Raw genomic sequence first — 18,263 nt, 5'->3', positions numbered from 1 at the left:
CGGATAACGGAGAGCAACGCATGTACGGACCGGGCATGAATCGAGCGGTGAACCAGTACCGGCAGTCGGGCGCGCTGGCCGAGGCGCAGGTAGCGGACCCGTACCGGCTGATCCAGATGCTTTTCGAGGGCGCACTGGAGCGGATTGCCGTGGCCAAGGGTGCGATGCAGCAGGGTAACGTGGGCCTGAAGGGCGAGAAGATCGGCAAGGCGATCGATATCGTCGAGTCGCTGCGGGCCGTGCTGGACCACAAGCACAATGCCGAACTGGCCGGGAACCTGGATGCCCTGTACGAATACATGAGCCGTCGTCTGCTGGAGGCGAACGCCCAGAATGACCCCGCGGCTCTGGACGAGGTGGCCAAGCTGCTGCGCGAGATCAAGGCGGGCTGGGACGAGATCCCGGCTGACCAGCGCCGGGCAGGCTAGCGGAAGGCCTTGCATGGCTCTTTGCGCGGTTTTTGAGTCCGGCCTTTACCCATGAGCGGTCCCGCCACTTCGAACAGTGGGGCCGGTTCGGAAGCCACGCTCGAAGATGCCGTCGAGGCGATCCGCGCCCACATGGCGCGCGCGGTGGCTGAAGAGGACTGGGAAGAGCTCCAGGAGCTGGATCGGCAGGCGCGCAGCCTGGTTGAACGGGCCTTCGGCCCGGAACCGGTGCCACTCCGCGATGACTCCGGGGCGGCACTGCGCGCCGCGCTCGAGGAGCTTGGCCGCTTCTACGAAAGCTCGGTGCAGGAGCTGGACCAGCGCCGCACCGAGGTCGCGCAGCAGATCCGCGAACTGAAATCCGGTCGCAAGGGCACCAGCGCCTACGAGACGACCCGCCGACATTCCATGCGCACCGGTCGGGGGCGTTCCGAGGGTTAGGGCCGAAGGCCGTTCCGCATGTCCTGTAGGAGCCCAGCCCTCTGGGCGATTCGGCACTGGACAGGCCCGGATCGCCCAGAGGGCTGGGCTCCTACATGTCTACGTGGAGGCCGCGGGTGGGAGGCGGCGGACGGTCTGGATGCTGCCGAGGGCCTGGAGGCGGTCGAAGAGGTTGCTGAGTTCGCCGAGGTCGCTGTATTCGGCTTCCAGTTCCATGCGCACGCTGCGGTCCTCGCGGTTGGTCTGGGTGTTCACGCGCAGGAGGTTGATGCCGCATTCGGAGAAGGCGTTGCCGACCTCGCCGAGCAGGCCGGGGCGGTCATGGGCGTCCACCTCCAGGGTGATGGCCTCGCGTTCCGGTTCTTCGCCCCAGGAGACCGGGATCAGGCGGCCGCGCTTTTCCTCCGGCATGCGCAGGATGTTCACGCAGTCGCTGCGGTGGACGGAGACGCCGGCACCGCGGGTGATGAAGCCGATGATGGGGTCTCCGGGCTGCGGGTTGCAGCAGCGCGCCCGGGTGGTCAGCAGGCCGCCGACGCCGCGGATCTTGATGTCGTCCTCTTTTGCCTCGCCGTCATGGCGCCGCGGGCGCTGGGGCGCCGGCGGCGCGGCGGGCTTTTCTCGACCCCGCGTCTCGCGCATCTGCTGGGAGATGCGCCCGGCGATCTGGGCCGTGGTGATGTCGCCGGCACCCAGCGCGACCAGCAGCTCGTCGAAGGTCTGGTACTTCATGGCCTCGGCGAGGGCGCCGCGGTCGAGGTCCTGTCCGCAGCCGAGACGCTGGCATTCGCGATCGAACAGGTGCTTGCCGGTGGCCAGGTGTTCGTCCTGGTGCTGCTGGCGGAACCAGGTGCGGACCTTGGAGCGGGCGCGGGCGGTGTTCAGGTAGCCGAGATTGGGGTTGAGCCAGTCGCGGCTGGGGCCGCCCTCGCGAGTGGTCAGGACTTCGACGCGCTCGCCGGACTTCAGCCTGTAGGTGAGCGGGACGATGTGCCCGTCCACCTTGGCGCCCCGGCAGCGGTGGCCGACCTCGGTATGGACGGCGTAGGCGAAGTCCAGCGGGGTTGCGCCCAGGGACAGGTCCAGTACCTCACCCTGAGGGGTAAGCACGAACACGCGCTGGTGCAGGGGCTCGCTCTGGATCTCGTCGAGCAGGTTCTGGTCGTTGTTGTCGGCGGCCTCCAGCAGCTGGCGCAGGCTGTTGATGGCGCGGTTGAGGGCCTGGTCTTCGCGCCCGCCCTCCTTGTAGCGCCAGTGGGCGGCGACCCCCAGCTCGGCGAAGTCGTCCATCTCGCGGGTGCGGATCTGCACCTCCACGACCTTGCCCTCCGGCCCGACCACGGCCGTGTGCAGTGACTGGTAGCCGTTGTCCTTGGGGTTGGCGATGTAGTCGTCGAATTCGCTGGGCAGGTGGCGCCAGTCGTTGTGGACGATGCCAAGTACGGTGTAGCAGGTGGCCAGCTGGTCGACGATCACGCGGGTGGCGCGCAGATCGTACAACTCGGACAGCGAGGTCCGCTTGCGCTGCATCTTCTTCCAGATGCTGTAGATGTGCTTGGGCCGCCCGAAGACCCGTGCCTCGATGCCTTCGGCGCGCAAGCGGTCCTTAAGAGCCTGCGCAAATGCTTCTACATAGGTCTCTCTTTCCGTGCGGTTTTCTTCCAGGCCTCTGGCGATCTCGCGATAGGTCTCCGGTTCCAGGATGCGCAGGGCGAGGTCTTCCATCTCCCACTTGAGCTGGCCGACGCCCAGGCGGTTGGCCAGGGGCGCGATGACGTCCAGGGTCTCCTGCGCGAGGGCTCGGGCGCTGTCATCCGGCTCGCGTACCAGCAGGCGCAGGTGCTGCACGCGGAACGCCAGTTTGATCAGCACGGCACGCACGTCGTCGACCATCGCCATCAGCATGCGGCGCAGGCGCTCGGCCTGTTCCGGCCGGCCCGCCGGCGCCTCGAAACGGCGCCGCACCAGGGCCGCGACGTTGGTGGTGAGACGCGCGATAGCCGCACTAAAGTCCGTTTCGATCCGGGCCGGGGTGATCCGGGAGGCCAGATAGACGGGTACCAGCAGGGTTGCGATCAGCGTCTGGCGGTCCACGTTGAGGTGGCGCAGGATCTCGGCCACGTCCAGCGGGTGGGATTCGAGCCCGGCGGCCTCGACCGCCTCCAGCGCCAGGTCCAGTGCCTCGGCCAGTTGCTGGCCGGTGGAATCGTCCAGCGGCTGGCTGCCCGCGAAGTGGCGCAGCAGCGCATCGCGGTCGAGGCCCTGCAGATCCGTATTGGTAAGCAGCGAATGGCGCATGGGGTAGGGTCGTTTCAGCCAGATCGTTCGCGGGCATTGTACCGGTCCGGGCGCACGGGCGAGAGCGCTTCACACACTCGGTGTTTGCCTTGCACAGGGGCGACTGGACGGTCAGGATCGGGATATGGCCAATCTGTTCAAGATCCTGGTGCTCGCAGGGCTCGGATACGCCCTGATGACCGGGTTGATCTTCGTGACCCAGGACCGTCTGGTCTACATGCCTTCCAGCAACCTGACCGGCACGCCGGAACGCATTGGACTGGACTACGAAGACGTCGAATTGGTGACTGCCGACGGGGTGCGGCTGCATGGCTGGTTCGTGCCGTCGCCGCAGGGCGAGGAGTCGCCGGTCTTGCTGTTTCTGCATGGCAATGCCGGCAATATCAGCCATCGACTGCACTCCCTGCAGCTCTTCCATGAACTGGGGCTTGCCGTCCTGATCATCGACTACCGCGGCTATGGCCGCAGCGCGGGCCGCCCGGACGAGGCGGGCACCTACGCGGATGCCCGCGCCGCCTGGGAGTACCTGACGGAAGCGCGCTCGATCGCCCCCGACTCGGTCGTGGTGTTCGGGCGTTCCCTGGGGGCGGCGGTGGCGGCGGATCTGGCCACCGGGGTGGAGCCGGGCGCGGTGATCCTGGAATCGGCCTTTACCTCGGCCGCGGATCTCGGAGCGCGCCACTATCCGTGGCTGCCGGTGCGGGCCCTGTTGCGCCACGAATACGACACCCTGAGCCGCATCGAGGCCATCACCGCGCCGCTGCTGCTGGCCCACAGCGTGGACGACGAGATCGTGCCGTTTGCCCACACCGAACGGCTGTACGCGGCCGCCGGGCAGGCTCGACTGCTGGAAATGGAAGGCGGCCATAACGAGGCCTTTCTGGCCACCGGGGATGCCTACCTCGAAGGCCTGCGGGCATTTCTGACCGAGGCGGGTATCGAGCTTGACGAGCCCTGACGGAAGCCCAGCGACATTCTGGCGGGCCCCGGCCCGCCAGGAGACCGTGTCTCCAGCGCGGGAGATTGGTAGACTGCGCCGCTGTTCTGGCCGGAATGGATGCCGATGGAGAGGCGATGCGCCTCCCGCTCCCACTGAATGATGGAATCCGCTGACAAAGCCCCGCTGACGGTCACCTACCGTCGAGCACAGGATCCGGACGGCGCCTCGGCGTCCGTGGTGATTCGTTTTGGTGGCACAAGTGGTGTCGAGCGCAAGCCCGGACGCCTGGAGATCCACGTGGGGCTGGAGCCGCTGGGCCGCGATACGGACTGGGTGGAGTGCTGGTCGCTGCCGGACGGCGTACGCGGGGAGACAGGGGCAGACGGCTCGCTGATCTACCTGCGCGGCCGCGACTGCCTGGTGGGCTGCTGGCATGCGCCGCTGGATGCCCGCGCGGACCCGGAACCGCTGACGGAACGCGCCTACCGCGAGATCCTCTCCGGTTGTCGGGCGCTGGGCTTTGACCACCTGGTGCGGGTCTGGAACTACCTCCCGGCCATCAATGATCCGGTCGACGGGCAGGAGCGCTATCGCGGGTTCTGCAGCGGGCGGGCGCAGGTCTTCGAGGCCTTGCCGGAGTACGAGCGCATCCTGCCGGCGGCCACGGCGATCGGCACGCACTCCGACGGCCTGCTGATCTACTTCATTGCGACGCGCGAGGCCGCGGCGCGCATCGAGAATCCGCGCCAGGTCAGTGCCTACCGCTACCCCCGGCAGTACGGGCCGCGCAGCCCCTCGTTTGCCCGCGCCAGCCTCTGGCAGCCGGGCCCGCAGGCCGCCGAGCTGTTCATTTCGGGCACGGCCAGCATCGTGGGCCATGAAAGCCGCCATGTGGGGGATCTCGAGGCGCAGATTGACGAGAGCCTGCGCAATATCGGGGCTTTGCTGGAGCAGGCCTCCACCCACCACCCGGTGCGAGCGGAAACGCCGCAGGCGCTCTCGCTGCTCAAGGTCTATCTGCGCCACGCCGAGGATGCGCCCGCCGTGGAGAACCACCTGCGGGCGCGCCTGGGTCACCACATCCCCTGGCTTCTGCTGCATGGCGACATCTGTCGCGAGGAATTGCTGGTGGAGATCGAGGGACAGTGCTCGGAGCGCCTGTGCGAGGCGCTCGCAATGCCATGATGAACTGACGCCGGATCGGGTCGGCCGCAGTGTCTGGTCGGCCCCTGGTCCCCTGCCTGGGAGAATACGCAATGCAGCCAACGACCAAGAAGCCGCACCCGGTCCTGAAGGACTACTACGGGGACGAGGGCAGCCGCCGCGCCTACGTCGACGACCTGTTCGACCGGACGGCCCCGTACTATGACCGCATCCTGCGGGTCGGTTTTTTCGGGACGGGGCAGGCCTATCGCCGCTTCGTGCTGAAGAAGTCCGGCCTGAAGGCCGGGATGAACGTCCTGGATGTGGCGACCGGGACGGGGCCGGTCGCGCAGGAGATCCGGAAGGTGGTGGGCGACGACCATCTGACCTGCGTGGATCCGAGCCGTGGCATGATGGACATCGCCCGCACCAAGATGGACGCGACCTTCGTCCAGAGCCTCGGCGAGCAGATGCCGCTGCCGGACCGCCAGTTCGACCGCCTGTACATGGGTTACGGGCTGCGCCATGTGCGGGATCTGCATGAACTGTTCAGCGAGTATTTCCGCGTGCTCAAGCCGGGCGGTCGCTGCACCATCCTGGAGGTCTCGCGGCCACGGACCCGGCGCCAGTTCGCGCTGGCGCGTTTCTATTTCCGGGACTTCGTGCCGTTCGTCGGCAAGGTGTTGACCCGCGATCCCGACGGCCACCTGTTGATGCGCTATTTCTGGGACACCATCGACCAGTGCGTGCCGCCGGAAGAGATCCAGGACACCCTGCGCGCGGTCGGGTTCGAGGACGTGCAGCGGGATGTGCAGTTGGGCGTGTTCAGTGCCTACATGGCGACGCGGCCCGCCGAGTAGAGCGTATACATGGCTCAGTGTTTCGCATGGCGCGGCTGAAGGTGAAGGTCGCCCCGGGCAGCAAGCGCAACGCGGTGGCCGGCTGGATGGGGGAGACCCTCAAGCTGCAGGTCCAGGCGCCGCCGGAGAAGGGCCGCGCCAATGCGGCCGTGATCGAGCTGCTGGCAGCGAAACTGCCATGCCCGAAGTCGGCTGTGCGGGTGGTGGCAGGCGCGAACTCGCGTAACAAGACGTTACTGGTGGAGGGCTGGTCCGAGACCGACTTGCGCTCCGCGCTATCCTGATAACTGATGACTGTGACGGGCCCGTACGGTGCGGGCCCCTGCGAAGGGAACTACGGATGAACCGCCTGACCCTGACCCGACCGGACGACTGGCACCTGCACCTGCGGGATGGCGATGTGCTGGCGTCGGTGCTGCCGGATACCGCGCGCCGCTTCCGGCGCGCGATCATCATGCCCAACCTGAAGCCGCCGGTGACCACGCTGGAGGCTGCGGCGGAGTACCGCGACCGCATCCTGGCGGCGTTGCCGGAGGAGGCCGATTTCGAGCCCCTGATGACGCTCTATCTGACCGAGGGCACGACCCCGGGCATGATCGACGCGGCAAAGGCCTCCGGCTTTGTGCACGGGGTGAAGCTGTACCCGGCCGGCGCCACGACCAACGCGGCCAGTGGCGTGACGGATATCCGCCGCTGCTACCCGGTGTTCGAGGCCATGCAGCGGGTGGACCTGCCGCTGTTGATCCACGGCGAGGTGACGGATCCGGACGTGGACATCTTCGATCGCGAGGCGGTGTTCATCGAGCGCCACCTGGAGCCCTTGATCCGCGACTTTCCGGAGCTGCGGGTGGTGCTGGAACACATCACGACCGAGTCGGCCGTGCAGTTCATCCAGGACGGGCCGGCCAATGTCGCGTCCACCATCACGCCCCAGCATCTGCTCTACAACCGCAATGCGCTGTTTGCCGGCGGGATGCGCCCGCATCACTTCTGCCTGCCGATCCTCAAGCGCGAGCGCCATCGCAAGGCACTGGTGGAGGCCGCGACCAGCGGCCATCCGCGCTTTTTCCTGGGCACGGACAGCGCGCCGCATCCGCGCCACGCGAAGGAGTCGGCCTGTGGCTGCGCGGGAATCTATTCCGCGCATGCGGCCATCGAGCTGTATGCGGAGGCCTTTGCCGCCGCGGATGCGCTGGATCGTCTGGAGGGATTCGCCAGCCATTTCGGGCCCGATTTCTACAAACTGCCGCGCAACACCGACACCCTGACGCTGGAACGCTCACCCTGGACCGTGCCCGAGGCAGTACTCTTCGGGCATGACCCGGGTGTACCGCTGCGCGCGGGCGAGACCATTGCCTGGCAGCTGGCCCGGTAATCAGGGGCCGGGCTGTATCCAGGGTGCGATCGGACAACGCGAACCCTGAAGGACGCGCGCGGTCAGCAGGTCAGGCAGCCACCGACAGGACGAGGACCAGGATATGACGGAACCGAATGTGCAACGCGGAACCCTGTGGTTCTGGCTGGCCATCAGCCTGGGGGTGGCGCTGCTGATCATTGCGCTGGGGGTCGGGCTGGAACCGGCCGGGGCGGCCATCCTGCGGGCCCCGCTCAGTTCGCCCGCGGCGGGTGCGCTCGGCTTCGGCCTGCTGATGGTCTGGGCCGCGTACGCCTATGCCCTGTCCGCCGGACGGGCGGCGGGGAGCCAGGAGATGGGGGTCGTGATCCTGAATCTCGGGCTGCCGGTGGCGCTCATCCTGCTGTGGCGCGCGGAGCTCAACGCCCTGGCGTTCTTTGTCGCGATCGGGTGGACGCTGACGCTGGGCGGGATGGCCGTGCGCCTGTTTCGGCGCGAGGCGCTGGCCGGGGTGATGATGCTGCCGATCATCGGGGTAAGCCTGACGGCGATCCTGCTGTCGCTCACGCTCTGGGTGGTGCCGGCCGCGACCGGCGGCGCCTGATCCCGGGCCGCTACCCTCCGGTCGACGGCGCCACCGCACGGCTCGGTGCCGGGATTCCCTGGCAATAGTCGAGAAAGGCGCCGGCCTCCATGGGGCGGGCGAACAGGTAGCCCTGGAAGCGCAGGTTCCCGTGCGTGGCCAGCCACTGGTACTGGGCCTCGGTCTCGACCCCCTCCGCGACGACTTCCAGCTCGAACTGCCGGGCGATGTCGCAGATGGTCCGCACCATCGCCTGATCACCGGGGTCGTGGTCGACCTGGCGCACGAAGCTGCGATCGATCTTGAGTTCGTCGAAGGGCAGGCGCTTCAGGTAGCTCAGTGACGAGAACCCGGTGCCGAAGTCGTCCATCGAGAAACGCAGGCCCATGTCGCGCAGGGCCTGCATGATGTACACGACGCGGTCGGTATCCTCGGCGACGACGTGTTCGGTAATCTCCAGTGTGATGCGATGCGCGTGTTCACGGCCCAGGTGGCGCGCGATCAGCTCCTGCATGCGCTGCACGAAATTCAGGTGCACCAGCTGGCGCGGGCTGATGTTGATCGCGAGCTGTTCCAGGTGGAAGCCGGCGCGATCCCAGTCGCGCAGGGTCTGGAAGGCCCGAGCGATCACGGTGTCGCCCAGTTCGCTGATGAAGCCGGTCTGCTCGGCGATCGGGATGAATTCCGCGGGGGAAACCGGGCCCAGTTCGGCGCTGTTCCAGCGGATCAGGCTTTCGGCGCTGCGGATGCGGCCGTCGCGGTCGAGCTGCGGCTGGAAGAGCACCTCGATCTCCCGGTTCTGCAGCGCGAAATGCAGGCAGCGCTCGATCTGCAGGTGCCGTTCCACCGCCCGCGACAGTTCGTCGCTGAACACCACCACGCCGTCGCGCCCGCGGTCCTTCACCTCGTACATGGCGATGTCGGCCTCGCGGACCAGCTGGTGCGAGTCGATCCCCGCGTGCGGCTCGATCAGGCGGATGCCAATACTGGCACTGACATGCAGATGATGATTGCGGATGATGTAGGGCGTCTTGACCACCCGCAGCAGCGAGTGCGCCAGGCGCCGGGCCGCCCGTTCGCAGGTATGCCGGTCTTCCTTTCCGGGGGCGACGATCACGAACTCGTCGCCGCCCAGACGGGCGAGATGGTGGCCCGGCGGCAGGGTGTTGGCGAAGTCGCGGGTCACGGACTTCAGCAACTCGTCGCCGATGTCGTGGCCCAGAAGGTCGTTGACCGTCTTGAAATGATCCAGGTCGATCAGCAGCAGAAACGAATGCTGGCGATGATGCTGCAGCACCTCGAGGCTCTGCTCGAGGTGCTCGATGAAGGCGGCGCGGTTGTTGAGCCCGGTGAGGGCGTCGTGCGAGGCCTGATACAGGCTGTCGCGCAGAAGCCCGAAGCTGCTGCTGGCGGCGTAGTACAGCACCAGGGCCAGGGTCGCGGAGAAGGCGGCCAGCACGTAGCCATACCAGTCACCGATCAGCAGGAAGTAGCCGGCCAGCGGCACCATCATGGCCGGGATCAACGGGCGGAAGACCCACGGGGCCGGGTAGAGCAGGGCCGCGACGACCGTGGTGGCGCCGATCTGCGTGAAGATGGCGATGTAGTGCAGGTTCTGGGCGTCGAGGCGCACGAAGACCAGAAAGATCCAGGTCCACAGCGCCAGGTAGAGATAAAGAAAGAGCGTCAGCCGCAGGCGCCAGCGGCTGCGCTGCTCCGGTGACAGCGGCGATCGGTGGTACCGCCAGAAAAGCTGGACTCCCCAGAGCGAGGCGGCAAACATGACTGCGTACCAGGAGGCGGCCGCGACAAGCGCATCGTGCAGGGCGCCCAGCAGGATATACCCGAGCCCGGGCAGCAGCGATAATGCCACCAGCACCGGGATCTGCCGAGTCAGGTAGGTGTCGAACCGCGGGTCCGCGCGCAGGGCCTCGCGGGCCGGCGCGAGGGAACGCACGGCGGACGCCGACGGGTTGTCTCGCGAAGTGGCTGCCATCGGGGTCCGTGCGCTGGTCGTGTTGTGCGGGTGCGGCGGACCTTACGGTAAACCCGTTCGGTCCTCAACAGGGCGGGTTCGGCCGGCATAACGGATGCGGTTGACGGGGCGAGCGATGCTGCTTAATGAGGCACAAATCGAGGCGAAACTGGCGGATGCGGCGCGTCGCGGGGCGTTCGACGACCTCCCGGGGGCTGGCCGGCCGCTGGAGCTGGACGATGACCGCGCGGTGCCGGAAGAGCTGCGCATGGCCTATCGCGTGCTGAAGAATGCCGGCTATGTGCCGGAGGCGGTGCGGATCCGGGGCGCGATCGCATCGGCGGAGGCCCTGCTGCAGGCGGCGGATGACGAGGCCTCTCGGCAGCACGCCGCGCGGCGCCTGCGGCTCCTGCTGGACCGGCTGAACCAGAGCGGCGAAGGCCGGGCGATGTTGTCCGAGTCCGGCTATTTTCGCCAGCTGTGCGAGCGCATGGACGGGCTGACCCGATGACCGAGCGCTGCGGTCCCACGAGGGGGCTTTCACGAGGGCGCGGGGCGACTCTGGACCCGCATGCCCGCTTCGAGGCCACCCAGAGAGAACCCTTCGATGATGGCTGGGAAGGCGATGGCGAGGCGCCGCCGCCCCTGCGTACGGAGGTGACCGTCGAGCATCCACGCCGCGTGCTGTCGTGGAACCAGTCGCCGGATGTGCCCTTCGAGCTTTCGCTGAACCCGTATCGGGGCTGTGAACACGGCTGTGCCTACTGCTTCGCCCGCCCGGCGCATGCCTACGTCGGGTTGTCCCCTGGCCTCGACTTCGAGAGCCGGCTGTTTGCCAAGGTGGGCGCGGCCGAATGCCTGCGGCGCGAGCTGGCCCGCCCGTCCCACCGTGTGACGCCACTTGCGCTGGGTATCAACACCGATGCCTATCAGCCCGTGGAACGGGATTGGCGGATTACGCGGCAGCTGCTGGAGGTCCTGGCGGAGACCGGGCATCCGGTGTCGATCGTGACCAAGTCGGCCCTGGTGGAGCGCGATCTGGATCTGCTGGGCCCGATGGCCGAGCGCGGGCTGGTCCAGGTCGCCGTATCGGTGACGACGCTGGACCGCAACCTGTCGCGGCACCTGGAGCCGCGCGCCGCGGCTCCGCAACGGCGTTTTCAGACTATCAAGCGGTTGAGCGCGGCGGGTGTGCCCGTGAGCCTTCTGGTGGCACCCCTGATCCCGGTGCTGACGGATGGCGAGGTGGAGTCTTTGCTGGAGGCGGGTGCGACCGCCGGGGCGGTGGCCGCCGGATATGTGCTGTTGCGTCTACCACGCGAGGTGGCGCCGCTGTTCGAGGACTGGTTGCGCCATCACCATCCGCTCAAGGCGGACCATGTGCTGCAGCGCCTGCGCGAGGCGCATGGCGGCAGGTTGTACGACTCGACCTTCGGGCACCGCATGCGCGGGGCGGGGGCGTATGCCGAGCTGCTGCGCCAGCGCTTCCGGCTGGCCCGGAGGCGGGCGGGCCTGGGTGGCCGCTTGGTAGAACTGGACTGCAGCCAGTTCGTGCCGCCAGCGCGCCCGCAGCAGAGACGCGAGGAGGGGCAGCTGGACCTTTTCTGAGCGGGGAACGCGCGGCGCCGGCTCCCGGGCGTCCGTTTCTGGTTTACAGTGAGGCTGTGCATGGCAAGGACGGGATGATGGCGGAGACCTCGACAACGCGAACCGATCCCGCGACCTGGTGGGGGCGGCGGCCGCTGGCCTCGGGCGCGCACGGTCGCTGGTCCATCGGTCCGCTGGACCTGTGGCTCCTGCACGGGGGGCAGGAATGGCAGATGGTGCTGGAGCGCCCGCGTGACGCGGCGGACGCGACCCTGGCGATCGACGTCCCCTGCAGTGAACCCATTCCCGCTAGTGCCAAGGACCTGCTGCGGTTTGCGGGGGCCCCGCCCGATGCCGAGCCGGAGCTGCGCGTGGCCCTGGCCGATCGTCCGATGGTGAGCCGCCCGCAGAATCCGTTCTACGTGCCGGCCCACGGGCAGGTCACCCTGTACCTCAGTTCGCCGGCCTGGGTGCAGCTGCACCTGGGGGCGGCGCGGGTGCAGGAATTCCCGGTGTATACGCCTTCCGATACCTGGTTCGGCCCCAATACCGTGAATGGCGAGCTGTGCTACGCGACCCGGACCCAGGCGCGCCTGGACCTGGCGGATGTGCCGGAACGGCCGCATCGTGTGGTGACGCCGCTGACCATCGCCAACAAGGCGGACGATGCCCTGTTCCTGGAGCGCGTGAACCTGCCGGTGCCGCGACTGCCGGTGTATGCCGATCGCCACCATCGGCTGTGGACCCCGGCTGTGCGCATGGAGCGCGAGGAGGACCGTGACATGGCGGCGATGAAGATCGACCCGGGGCCGCCCGGGGCCGCGACGGGGGCGCAGCGTATCGCCGAGCCCCGCGAGGCCGGCGGACGGCATTTGATGGTGCGGGCGTTCAGCGCCCTGTTTCAGTAGGGGGCGACGCACACGATGAACGAATGGCTACAGGCCGCGCAGGCCTTCGTCACCAGCGAGGCGTTCCTCGCGGCCGTCCGCGCGGCGGTTTATCTGCTGGTGGGTCTGCTGGTCGCGCGTCTGGTGTCGCGCGGGCTGGCGCGGGTGCTGGAAGACAAGCTCGATGCCCAGCAGGTGATGCTGACCCGGCGTATCAGCTTCTATGTGATCGTCCTCCTGGTGCTGGCCTCGGCCCTGCGCGAGCTGGGCTTCGATCTGACCGTGCTGCTGGGTGCGGCCGGGATCCTCACGGTGGCGCTGGGCTTTGCCTCGCAGACCTCCGCCTCCAACCTGATCTCCGGGTTGTTCCTGATCGGTGAGCGGCCGTTCTCTGTCGGGGATGTGATCAAGGTGGGGGATGCCACCGGCGAGGTACTGTCCATCGATCCGCTCTCAGTGAAGCTGCGGACCTTCGACAACCTGATGGTCCGGGTGCCCAACGAGAGCCTGGTGAAGTCCCAGCTGACCAACCTCAGTCGGTTCCCGATCCGTCGGCTCGACATGCAGATCGGGGTCGCCTATCACACCGATCTCAAGCAGTTGCGCGACGTGCTGATGGGGGTCGCCGAGGGCAACCCGGTCTGTCTGGAGGAGCCCAAGCCGTTGTTCATCTTCCTCGAGTACGGCGACTCCGCGCTGAAGATCCAGCTCTCGGTCTGGGCGCGGCGGGAGAAATTCCTGGACCTGCGTAACTCCATGCACGAGGGGGTGAAGGCGGCACTGGACGAGGCCGGTATCGAAATCCCGTTCCCGCAGAGGACCCTGGGCAGCCTGGGCGGGCCGTTGCCGGTACGGATCGTCGACAACCTGTCTGCTGCCGAGGCGGAGGCCGCCACGCCGGCGGAACCGGACACCCGCGACTGAGGGGAGGCTCCTAGTCCAGGCGCAGGTCGGCCCAGACCGGGTCGTGGTCCGAGGCGCGCCAGGGCCCGTCGGCGGGGGCGCGGCCATCAAATCCGAGGAATTCCGGTTCGTCGGCGTTGACCGCCCAGGTGGCGCCGTCCCGGACCCGTTCACGCAGCGTGTCGGGCCCCAGCAGGTAGTCCAGCTGCCCGGCCTGGCCGCGAAAGACGTAGGTATGGGCGGTACTCGGGTCGTCGTGCACGAGATCGTGTTTTCCTGCGGCATGGAGGACGTGCAGGGGGTCCTCGGCGGCATAGGCGTTGAGATCGCCCAGGACCACGACCGGGGCATCCGTGAACTCGCCGCTTTGCTGTTCGCGTATCCAGGCGACGAGGCGTTCGGCCTGCGCGGTACGGCGCTGGTTCCAGCAGCCCTGGCCACGGTCGATATCGCCGCTGTCGGGGCAGCCGCTCTTGGCCTTGAAGTGTACGACCACGGCACCGAGATGTTCGCCGGTACCGCCCGCTTCGAACCAGCCCAGCAGCGGGGGGCGGTGGTGGACGGAATCGCGGTCGGCGGCCGTGTCGACCAAACGCAGCCGTTCCGGCCGGTAGAGCAGGCCGACCTTGATCGCGTCGTCCCCCGGTGCCGGGTGAACGATGGCCGCATATTCGCCACGCTTCCCGGGGCGGGCGTTCAGGCGCGCCACCAGGGTCTCGCGCGCGGACGCGGCATTTTCCAGTTCGACCGCGCCCAGCAGGTCCGCATCCAGGCCCTGCAGCAGGGCATCCAGCTTGGCGGTCTGGCGTTGGCGCTCGGCCGGGGTCTGCGCACCACGCTCGCCCAGCGTGACGAAGTCATTCTCCATGTTCGCGGTGGCAATGCGCAGGTCACCCGCATCCGCGGTTGGCACCGGGTCGGGACGCTGGCCGCCGGTCCAGTCAACGGGCTCGGTAGGGTGGATCCGGTACGCGCCGAAGGCGTGGGTGAGGATGCCGGTGAGGCCTTCCACCGAGCTTCCCGCGCGGCGGGTCCCCTGGTCGTCGAGGTACGGGATCGGGTCGGGGTTCGCGCGATAGCTCCCGTCGTCCAGTTCGATCCGCCGATCCCTGTCCTGGCGCCACGGGCTGTCCGCGGGGGCGGTCTGGCCCGGGTGCGTCAGGCGCCCGTCGGCGGCCAGCGTCATGCTTCCGTAGCGGCCGAGGTCCCGGTTGTCCGTGACCGTCAGGCGCTGCGGGAAACGGACCGGCTGGTCGATAAAGTCGCCCAGCCGGTCGGCCGCGTCGGGCAGGCGCAGGTCGACGGGGGCGGGCGGTTCGCCGTCGGCGCAGGTCACCACCGCGTCCAGTTGCGAGAGTTGGGGGCGGCCTCGATGGCGGGTGAAGGCGCCGTGCACCTGCAGGCGCTGCCCGGCCGCGACCGGGTCCCTTCGTGGGGCGTAGACGAACAGGCCCGTGGCCGCGGCGCCCGAGTCCTGTTGCAGGTAGAAGCCCCCCAGCTGGTCCGTGTCCATGAAGACGCCGGTTACGGTGCCTTCCGCGACCACCTCCGTTCCTTCGGGGAGGGTCCCCGCGCGCAGTTCGGCGAGGGGGGTGGGTGTGGTCCCGGGATCGGGACAGGCCTGGCGTGCGTCGGCGCTCGCGAGCGCCAGCAGGCACGGCAGGGCCACGGCCAGCCAGCGGGCGCCGGTGTGCGCTTGCAGGGCGGTTCGTTTTCGGGGTGCCGGGTCGGGCCGTTCCATGGCCGAAGGATACCGGCGTTCAGGCGCTCTTGCCGGGATGCAGGAGCTCGTAGAGGTAGTCGGGCGCCTGGGTCACATCGGCAATGGTGTAGCGGTCGAGCACGGCGAGGAAGGCGTCGCGTGCGTCGTTGAGAACACCGCGCAACTGGCAGGCGGGCAGGATCGGGCAGACGGGGTTCTCGCAGTCCACCACGTTCAGGTTCGGCTCCATGTCGCGGATTACGCTGCCGACGTTGATCTCCGCGGGTTCGCAGGCGAGCGAGATCCCGCCCCCCTTGCCGCGCCGGGTGATGATGTAGCCCTTCTGGCCGAGCTGGTGCACGATCTTGACCAGGTGGTTGCGGGGGATGGCGAACTGCTCGGAGATGTCGCTGACGGTTACGCGCTGCTCGCGCGGCTGCACGGTGAGGTACATCAGGACGCGAAGGGAAAAATCGGTATAGCGGGTGAGCTGCATAGGAGGGTTTCGTCGGTTCGCGGTGATCGAGGATATGCTTGAACGTATATTTCAGAGAACCTTAATCGGTCCGGACCTGCGTCACAAGCGCATGCGTTGCGTTCGCGTGAAGCACAGGTGCACATCGGCCTACAGCTTCGGGCCGGTGGGTCGTTACAGCGATAACAAAAGCCGGAGTGTACCGGCATCAGGGGGCAGCAATGGAGCAGGAGAGTGGGTGGCTGAGTCGCCTTTCGCTGGCGGGACGTTTCTCGCTCGCATTGAGTGCGATCGTTGGGGTGTTCTTCCTGATCGCCGCCGCGGCGGTGTTCTGGCATACGGCCACGCTGAAGGGCGGGATGGAGGCCACCCTGGAGCAGGTCATGCAGGAGCACGCGACCACGCCGGCCCTGGAGGCCGAAGTGGCCGCTGCGGTGGACCGGCTGCTGGATGTCGCGGCCTGGCAGGTCAACGCGATGATGCTGGGCGTGGCGATTGGCGTGATCGTGGTGGTGTACTTCCTGTTCGTGTTCATGATCCGTCGCCGCCTGGCTGGACTGGCCGGGCGCTTCCGTGCGGTCTCGGAGGGTGAGGGGGATCTGCGCCAGCGCATCGAGGCCCCGCGCAACGACGGCATCGACCGCCTGGCCCGCCTGTTCAACGCCTTCATCGAGCGTCTGCAGCGCATGGTCTCGGAGATGGTGGAGCATGCCCGGGAGCTGGGGGAGTCGGTTGGCACCCTGCACCGCGTGGCGGAGGAGACCAACCAGGAGGTGCAGCAGCAACAGGCGCGGCTGGGCCAGGTGGCGACAGCCATGAACCAGATGACGGCCTCCGCCGAGGAGATCGCCCGTAACGCGCGCACGGCCTCCGAGGCGGCCGACCAGGCCGAGACCGAGACCCGGACCGGCTCCGGCGTGGTCGACACAACCGTGCGCACCATGCGCGAGCTGGCGAGCGAGATCGGCACCGCCAACGAACAGGTGGCGCGTCTTCAGGCCGAGTCGGACCAGATCGGGTCGGTTCTCGATGTGATACGCGGGATCGCCGAGCAGACCAACCTGCTGGCACTGAATGCGGCCATCGAGGCGGCCCGCGCGGGCGAGCAGGGTCGGGGGTTTGCCGTGGTCGCCGACGAGGTCCGGACGCTCGCGACCCGGACGCAGGAGTCCACGACCGAGATCCAGGCCATGATCGAGCGGCTGCAGGCGGGTGCGCGCTCGGCGGCCGGGGCGATGGAGCGCAGTCGGGAGAAGGGCGAGACCGGCGTGGACGAGGCCGCCGGTGCCGGCGAGGCCCTGCAGTCGATCCGCTCGGCGGTCGAGCGGATCCGGCATCTCAACAACGAGATCTCCGGTGCCGTGTCACAGCAGGCGGAGGTCGCGCGCGAGGTCGATGGCACCCTCACGGAGGTCAGTCAGGGGGCCCAGGTGACAGCGGCCAATGCCGAGGCCACCGCCAGCGAGACCGATGCCCTGGTGGCGCGCATCGAGCAGTTGCGAGGTCTGACGACGCAGTTCCGAGTCTAGGAGCCAGTTGGATTTGGGACTGATCTGCTGCGCGCGCAGGAGAACGGCCCCTTTTTCCGCTCTCTCTCGTTACATAGTGCCCACTATGCGCCTCGAGAGACCGAAAAAATGGGCTCGCTCTCCCGCCACGCTCGCGACGATCACCCAAATCCGACTGGCTCCTGGCCGGGCTTTTGCCGGCGGTGCGACGCCGGTACCGACGCCTGGTGGGTGGTTTGCGTATACTGCGGCCCGCCTCGGGATCACGGAGTCGCACCTGTCATGACAGTCTGGGTCGCCACCCTGCTCGGGATCGTGCAGGGCATCTTCATGTTTCTTCCGGTCAGCTCGACCGCCCACTTGGTTCTGACCCAGCACTGGCTGATTCGTCAGGGTGAGCCACTGCCGCCCCCGGAAAGCCCGGAGATGATCCTGTTCGATCTGGTGGTGCACGTCGGCACGCTGGTATCGATCGTCTTTGTCTTCCGCAAGAGCCTGCTGCGGCTGAGTGGCGGGATCGCCCGCGAGAGCTGGCAGTGGGCCTCCGCCCGGGGCTCCGCGGGGCGCGAGATGCTGTTCCTGCGCCTGGCGCTGCTGTGCGGGTTGTCGGTGTTCGCGACCGCCGTCGTGGGTTTTACCCTGAAGGCCGGGTTCGAGCAGGTGTTTGCCCACCCGACGCTGATCGCCGGGACGCTCAGCCTCACCGGCGTGCTGCTGTGGTGGACGGACCGGTTGCAGCGGCGCCCGCTGGGCCTGCGCCAGTTGAGCCCGAAGATCGCGGCGATCATCGGCGTGGCGCAGGGTTTCGCGCTGATTCCCGGGCTCTCGCGCAGCGGAATGACGATCGTCTTCGCGCTGTTCACCGGGCTCAAGCGGCGCTGGGCGGCGGAGTACAGCTTTTTCCTCGCGATCCCCACGATCCTGGCGGCGACCGCCGTGCAGTCGCTGGACGTCCTCAACGGCAACGGCCTTGGCGACCTGAACTGGACGGCCCTGGCGGTGGGCTTTGTGGTATCCGCGCTGGTCGGGATCGTGTCGCTGAAGATGGTGCTGTTCTTCCTGTACCGCGCCAACCTGAAGGTCTTCTCCTTCTACCTCTGGGCGCTGGCGCTACTGGTCCTGTTCGGTTTCCTCGACGTGGACATCATGTACGGCCACTGATCGGGGCACGCGAGTACC

At 67.9% G+C, this 18,263-nt stretch carries 18 protein-coding genes; 14 read left to right on the top strand and 4 right to left on the bottom strand.

Going from position 1 to position 18,263, the window contains the following annotated elements:
• Positions 1-20: 20 nt before the first annotated feature.
• Complete coding sequence (gene fliS, locus D105_RS0102965; protein ID WP_018866376.1) at positions 21-428, top strand: flagellar export chaperone FliS; 408 nt, start codon at positions 21-23, stop codon at positions 426-428.
• A 51-nt stretch (positions 429-479) separates the two neighbouring features.
• Entirely contained in the window at positions 480-869 is a 390-nt protein-coding gene (locus tag D105_RS0102960; RefSeq protein ID WP_018877438.1) for a flagellar protein FliT, read from the top strand.
• 99 nt (positions 870-968) lie between these two features.
• Here the strand turns inward: D105_RS0102960 and D105_RS0102955 are convergent, their stop codons facing one another.
• The gene (locus D105_RS0102955) at positions 969-3,167 is read right to left on the bottom strand and encodes a bifunctional (p)ppGpp synthetase/guanosine-3',5'-bis(diphosphate) 3'-pyrophosphohydrolase (RefSeq protein ID WP_018877437.1); all 2,199 of its coding nucleotides are present in this window, start codon (positions 3,165-3,167) and stop codon (positions 969-971) included.
• A gap of 124 nt (positions 3,168-3,291) precedes the next feature.
• Here D105_RS0102955 and D105_RS0102950 point away from each other — a divergent pair, with 124 nt between their 5' ends.
• The 6 genes from D105_RS0102950 to D105_RS0102925 all read left to right on the top strand — a co-directional run bounded on the left by D105_RS0102950 (position 3,292) and on the right by D105_RS0102925 (position 8,068).
• Entirely contained in the window at positions 3,292-4,125 is an 834-nt protein-coding gene (locus tag D105_RS0102950; RefSeq protein ID WP_018877436.1) for an alpha/beta hydrolase, read from the top strand.
• 138 nt (positions 4,126-4,263) lie between these two features.
• Positions 4,264-5,292, top strand: a complete 1,029-nt coding sequence (locus D105_RS0102945; RefSeq protein ID WP_018877435.1) for a hypothetical protein — start codon at positions 4,264-4,266, stop codon at positions 5,290-5,292.
• A 71-nt stretch (positions 5,293-5,363) separates the two neighbouring features.
• Positions 5,364-6,110, top strand: a complete 747-nt coding sequence (locus D105_RS0102940) for a class I SAM-dependent methyltransferase (RefSeq protein WP_018866371.1) — start codon at positions 5,364-5,366, stop codon at positions 6,108-6,110.
• A 26-nt stretch (positions 6,111-6,136) separates the two neighbouring features.
• A complete protein-coding gene (locus D105_RS0102935) occupies positions 6,137-6,394 on the top strand; it encodes a DUF167 domain-containing protein (RefSeq protein ID WP_018877434.1) in 258 nt (85 codons plus the stop codon).
• Between the two features lie 56 nt (positions 6,395-6,450).
• Entirely contained in the window at positions 6,451-7,485 is a 1,035-nt protein-coding gene (gene pyrC / locus D105_RS0102930) for a dihydroorotase (RefSeq protein WP_018866369.1), read from the top strand.
• 103 nt (positions 7,486-7,588) lie between these two features.
• On the top strand, positions 7,589-8,068 hold the full coding sequence (locus D105_RS0102925; protein ID WP_018866368.1) for a hypothetical protein: 480 nt from the start codon (positions 7,589-7,591) through the stop codon (positions 8,066-8,068).
• 10 nt (positions 8,069-8,078) lie between these two features.
• Here the strand turns inward: D105_RS0102925 and D105_RS0102920 are convergent, their stop codons facing one another.
• Positions 8,079-10,043 (bottom strand): bifunctional diguanylate cyclase/phosphodiesterase, encoded by a 1,965-nt coding sequence (locus tag D105_RS0102920; RefSeq protein ID WP_018880607.1) that lies wholly within the window; start codon positions 10,041-10,043, stop codon positions 8,079-8,081.
• Positions 10,044-10,158: 115 nt separating this feature from the next.
• On the opposite strand from D105_RS0102920, the gene D105_RS0102915 reads away from it, so the two are divergent.
• The 4 genes from D105_RS0102915 (at position 10,159) to D105_RS0102900 (ending at position 13,420) form a co-directional block, all read left to right on the top strand.
• Positions 10,159-10,533 (top strand): DUF1992 domain-containing protein, encoded by a 375-nt coding sequence (locus D105_RS0102915; protein ID WP_018877432.1) that lies wholly within the window; start codon positions 10,159-10,161, stop codon positions 10,531-10,533.
• A complete protein-coding gene (locus D105_RS0102910) occupies positions 10,530-11,630 on the top strand; it encodes a PA0069 family radical SAM protein (RefSeq protein ID WP_018877431.1) in 1,101 nt (366 codons plus the stop codon). Before D105_RS0102915 ends, D105_RS0102910 begins: the two co-directional genes overlap by 4 nt.
• Before the next feature lie 77 nt (positions 11,631-11,707).
• Positions 11,708-12,517, top strand: a complete 810-nt coding sequence (locus D105_RS0102905; RefSeq protein ID WP_018877430.1) for a hypothetical protein — start codon at positions 11,708-11,710, stop codon at positions 12,515-12,517.
• 15 nt (positions 12,518-12,532) lie between these two features.
• A complete protein-coding gene (locus tag D105_RS0102900; protein WP_018877429.1) occupies positions 12,533-13,420 on the top strand; it encodes a mechanosensitive ion channel family protein in 888 nt (295 codons plus the stop codon).
• 10 nt (positions 13,421-13,430) lie between these two features.
• Here the strand turns inward: D105_RS0102900 and D105_RS0102895 are convergent, their stop codons facing one another.
• Entirely contained in the window at positions 13,431-15,140 is a 1,710-nt protein-coding gene (locus tag D105_RS0102895; RefSeq protein ID WP_018877428.1) for an ExeM/NucH family extracellular endonuclease, read from the bottom strand.
• A 19-nt stretch (positions 15,141-15,159) separates the two neighbouring features.
• Positions 15,160-15,597, bottom strand: coding sequence for an Rrf2 family transcriptional regulator (locus D105_RS0102890; protein WP_018875514.1), 438 nt, complete (start codon positions 15,595-15,597; stop codon positions 15,160-15,162).
• A gap of 200 nt (positions 15,598-15,797) precedes the next feature.
• Here D105_RS0102890 and D105_RS0102885 point away from each other — a divergent pair, with 200 nt between their 5' ends.
• Both D105_RS0102885 and D105_RS0102880 read left to right on the top strand, forming a co-directional pair.
• Entirely contained in the window at positions 15,798-17,105 is a 1,308-nt protein-coding gene (locus D105_RS0102885; protein WP_018875513.1) for a methyl-accepting chemotaxis protein, read from the top strand.
• 261 nt (positions 17,106-17,366) lie between these two features.
• Complete coding sequence (locus tag D105_RS0102880; RefSeq protein WP_018866359.1) at positions 17,367-18,245, top strand: undecaprenyl-diphosphate phosphatase; 879 nt, start codon at positions 17,367-17,369, stop codon at positions 18,243-18,245.
• The last annotated feature ends 18 nt before the right edge of the window (positions 18,246-18,263 follow it).

It is taken from the genome of Thioalkalivibrio sp. ALE28 (assembly GCF_000377425.1).
GTDB lineage: Bacteria > Pseudomonadota > Gammaproteobacteria > Ectothiorhodospirales > Ectothiorhodospiraceae > Thioalkalivibrio.
This window is presented reverse-complemented; position numbering and strand designations above follow the sequence as displayed.

What these genes read in the sequence shown, in the direction of transcription:
- D105_RS0102950 (WP_018877436.1), top strand. Translation starts at nt 3,292, where the DNA reads ATGGCCAATCTGTTCAAGATCCTGGTGCTCGCAGGGCTCGGATACGCC.
- D105_RS0102905 (WP_018877430.1), top strand. Translation starts at nt 11,708, where the DNA reads ATGGCGGAGACCTCGACAACGCGAACCGATCCCGCGACCTGGTGGGGG.
- D105_RS0102945 (WP_018877435.1), top strand. Translation starts at nt 4,264, where the DNA reads ATGATGGAATCCGCTGACAAAGCCCCGCTGACGGTCACCTACCGTCGA.
- D105_RS0102935 (WP_018877434.1), top strand. Translation starts at nt 6,137, where the DNA reads ATGGCGCGGCTGAAGGTGAAGGTCGCCCCGGGCAGCAAGCGCAACGCG.
- D105_RS0102960 (WP_018877438.1), top strand. Translation starts at nt 480, where the DNA reads ATGAGCGGTCCCGCCACTTCGAACAGTGGGGCCGGTTCGGAAGCCACG.
- pyrC (WP_018866369.1), top strand. Translation starts at nt 6,451, where the DNA reads ATGAACCGCCTGACCCTGACCCGACCGGACGACTGGCACCTGCACCTG.
- D105_RS0102940 (WP_018866371.1), top strand. Translation starts at nt 5,364, where the DNA reads ATGCAGCCAACGACCAAGAAGCCGCACCCGGTCCTGAAGGACTACTAC.
- fliS (WP_018866376.1), top strand. Translation starts at nt 21, where the DNA reads ATGTACGGACCGGGCATGAATCGAGCGGTGAACCAGTACCGGCAGTCG.
- D105_RS0102895 (WP_018877428.1), bottom strand. Translation starts at nt 15,140, where the DNA reads ATGGAACGGCCCGACCCGGCACCCCGAAAACGAACCGCCCTGCAAGCG.
- D105_RS0102955 (WP_018877437.1), bottom strand. Translation starts at nt 3,167, where the DNA reads ATGCGCCATTCGCTGCTTACCAATACGGATCTGCAGGGCCTCGACCGC.
- D105_RS0102920 (WP_018880607.1), bottom strand. Translation starts at nt 10,043, where the DNA reads ATGGCAGCCACTTCGCGAGACAACCCGTCGGCGTCCGCCGTGCGTTCC.
- D105_RS0102890 (WP_018875514.1), bottom strand. Translation starts at nt 15,597, where the DNA reads ATGCAGCTCACCCGCTATACCGATTTTTCCCTTCGCGTCCTGATGTAC.
- D105_RS0102900 (WP_018877429.1), top strand. Translation starts at nt 12,533, where the DNA reads ATGAACGAATGGCTACAGGCCGCGCAGGCCTTCGTCACCAGCGAGGCG.
- D105_RS0102925 (WP_018866368.1), top strand. Translation starts at nt 7,589, where the DNA reads ATGACGGAACCGAATGTGCAACGCGGAACCCTGTGGTTCTGGCTGGCC.
- D105_RS0102880 (WP_018866359.1), top strand. Translation starts at nt 17,367, where the DNA reads ATGACAGTCTGGGTCGCCACCCTGCTCGGGATCGTGCAGGGCATCTTC.
- D105_RS0102915 (WP_018877432.1), top strand. Translation starts at nt 10,159, where the DNA reads ATGCTGCTTAATGAGGCACAAATCGAGGCGAAACTGGCGGATGCGGCG.
- D105_RS0102885 (WP_018875513.1), top strand. Translation starts at nt 15,798, where the DNA reads ATGGAGCAGGAGAGTGGGTGGCTGAGTCGCCTTTCGCTGGCGGGACGT.
- D105_RS0102910 (WP_018877431.1), top strand. Translation starts at nt 10,530, where the DNA reads ATGACCGAGCGCTGCGGTCCCACGAGGGGGCTTTCACGAGGGCGCGGG.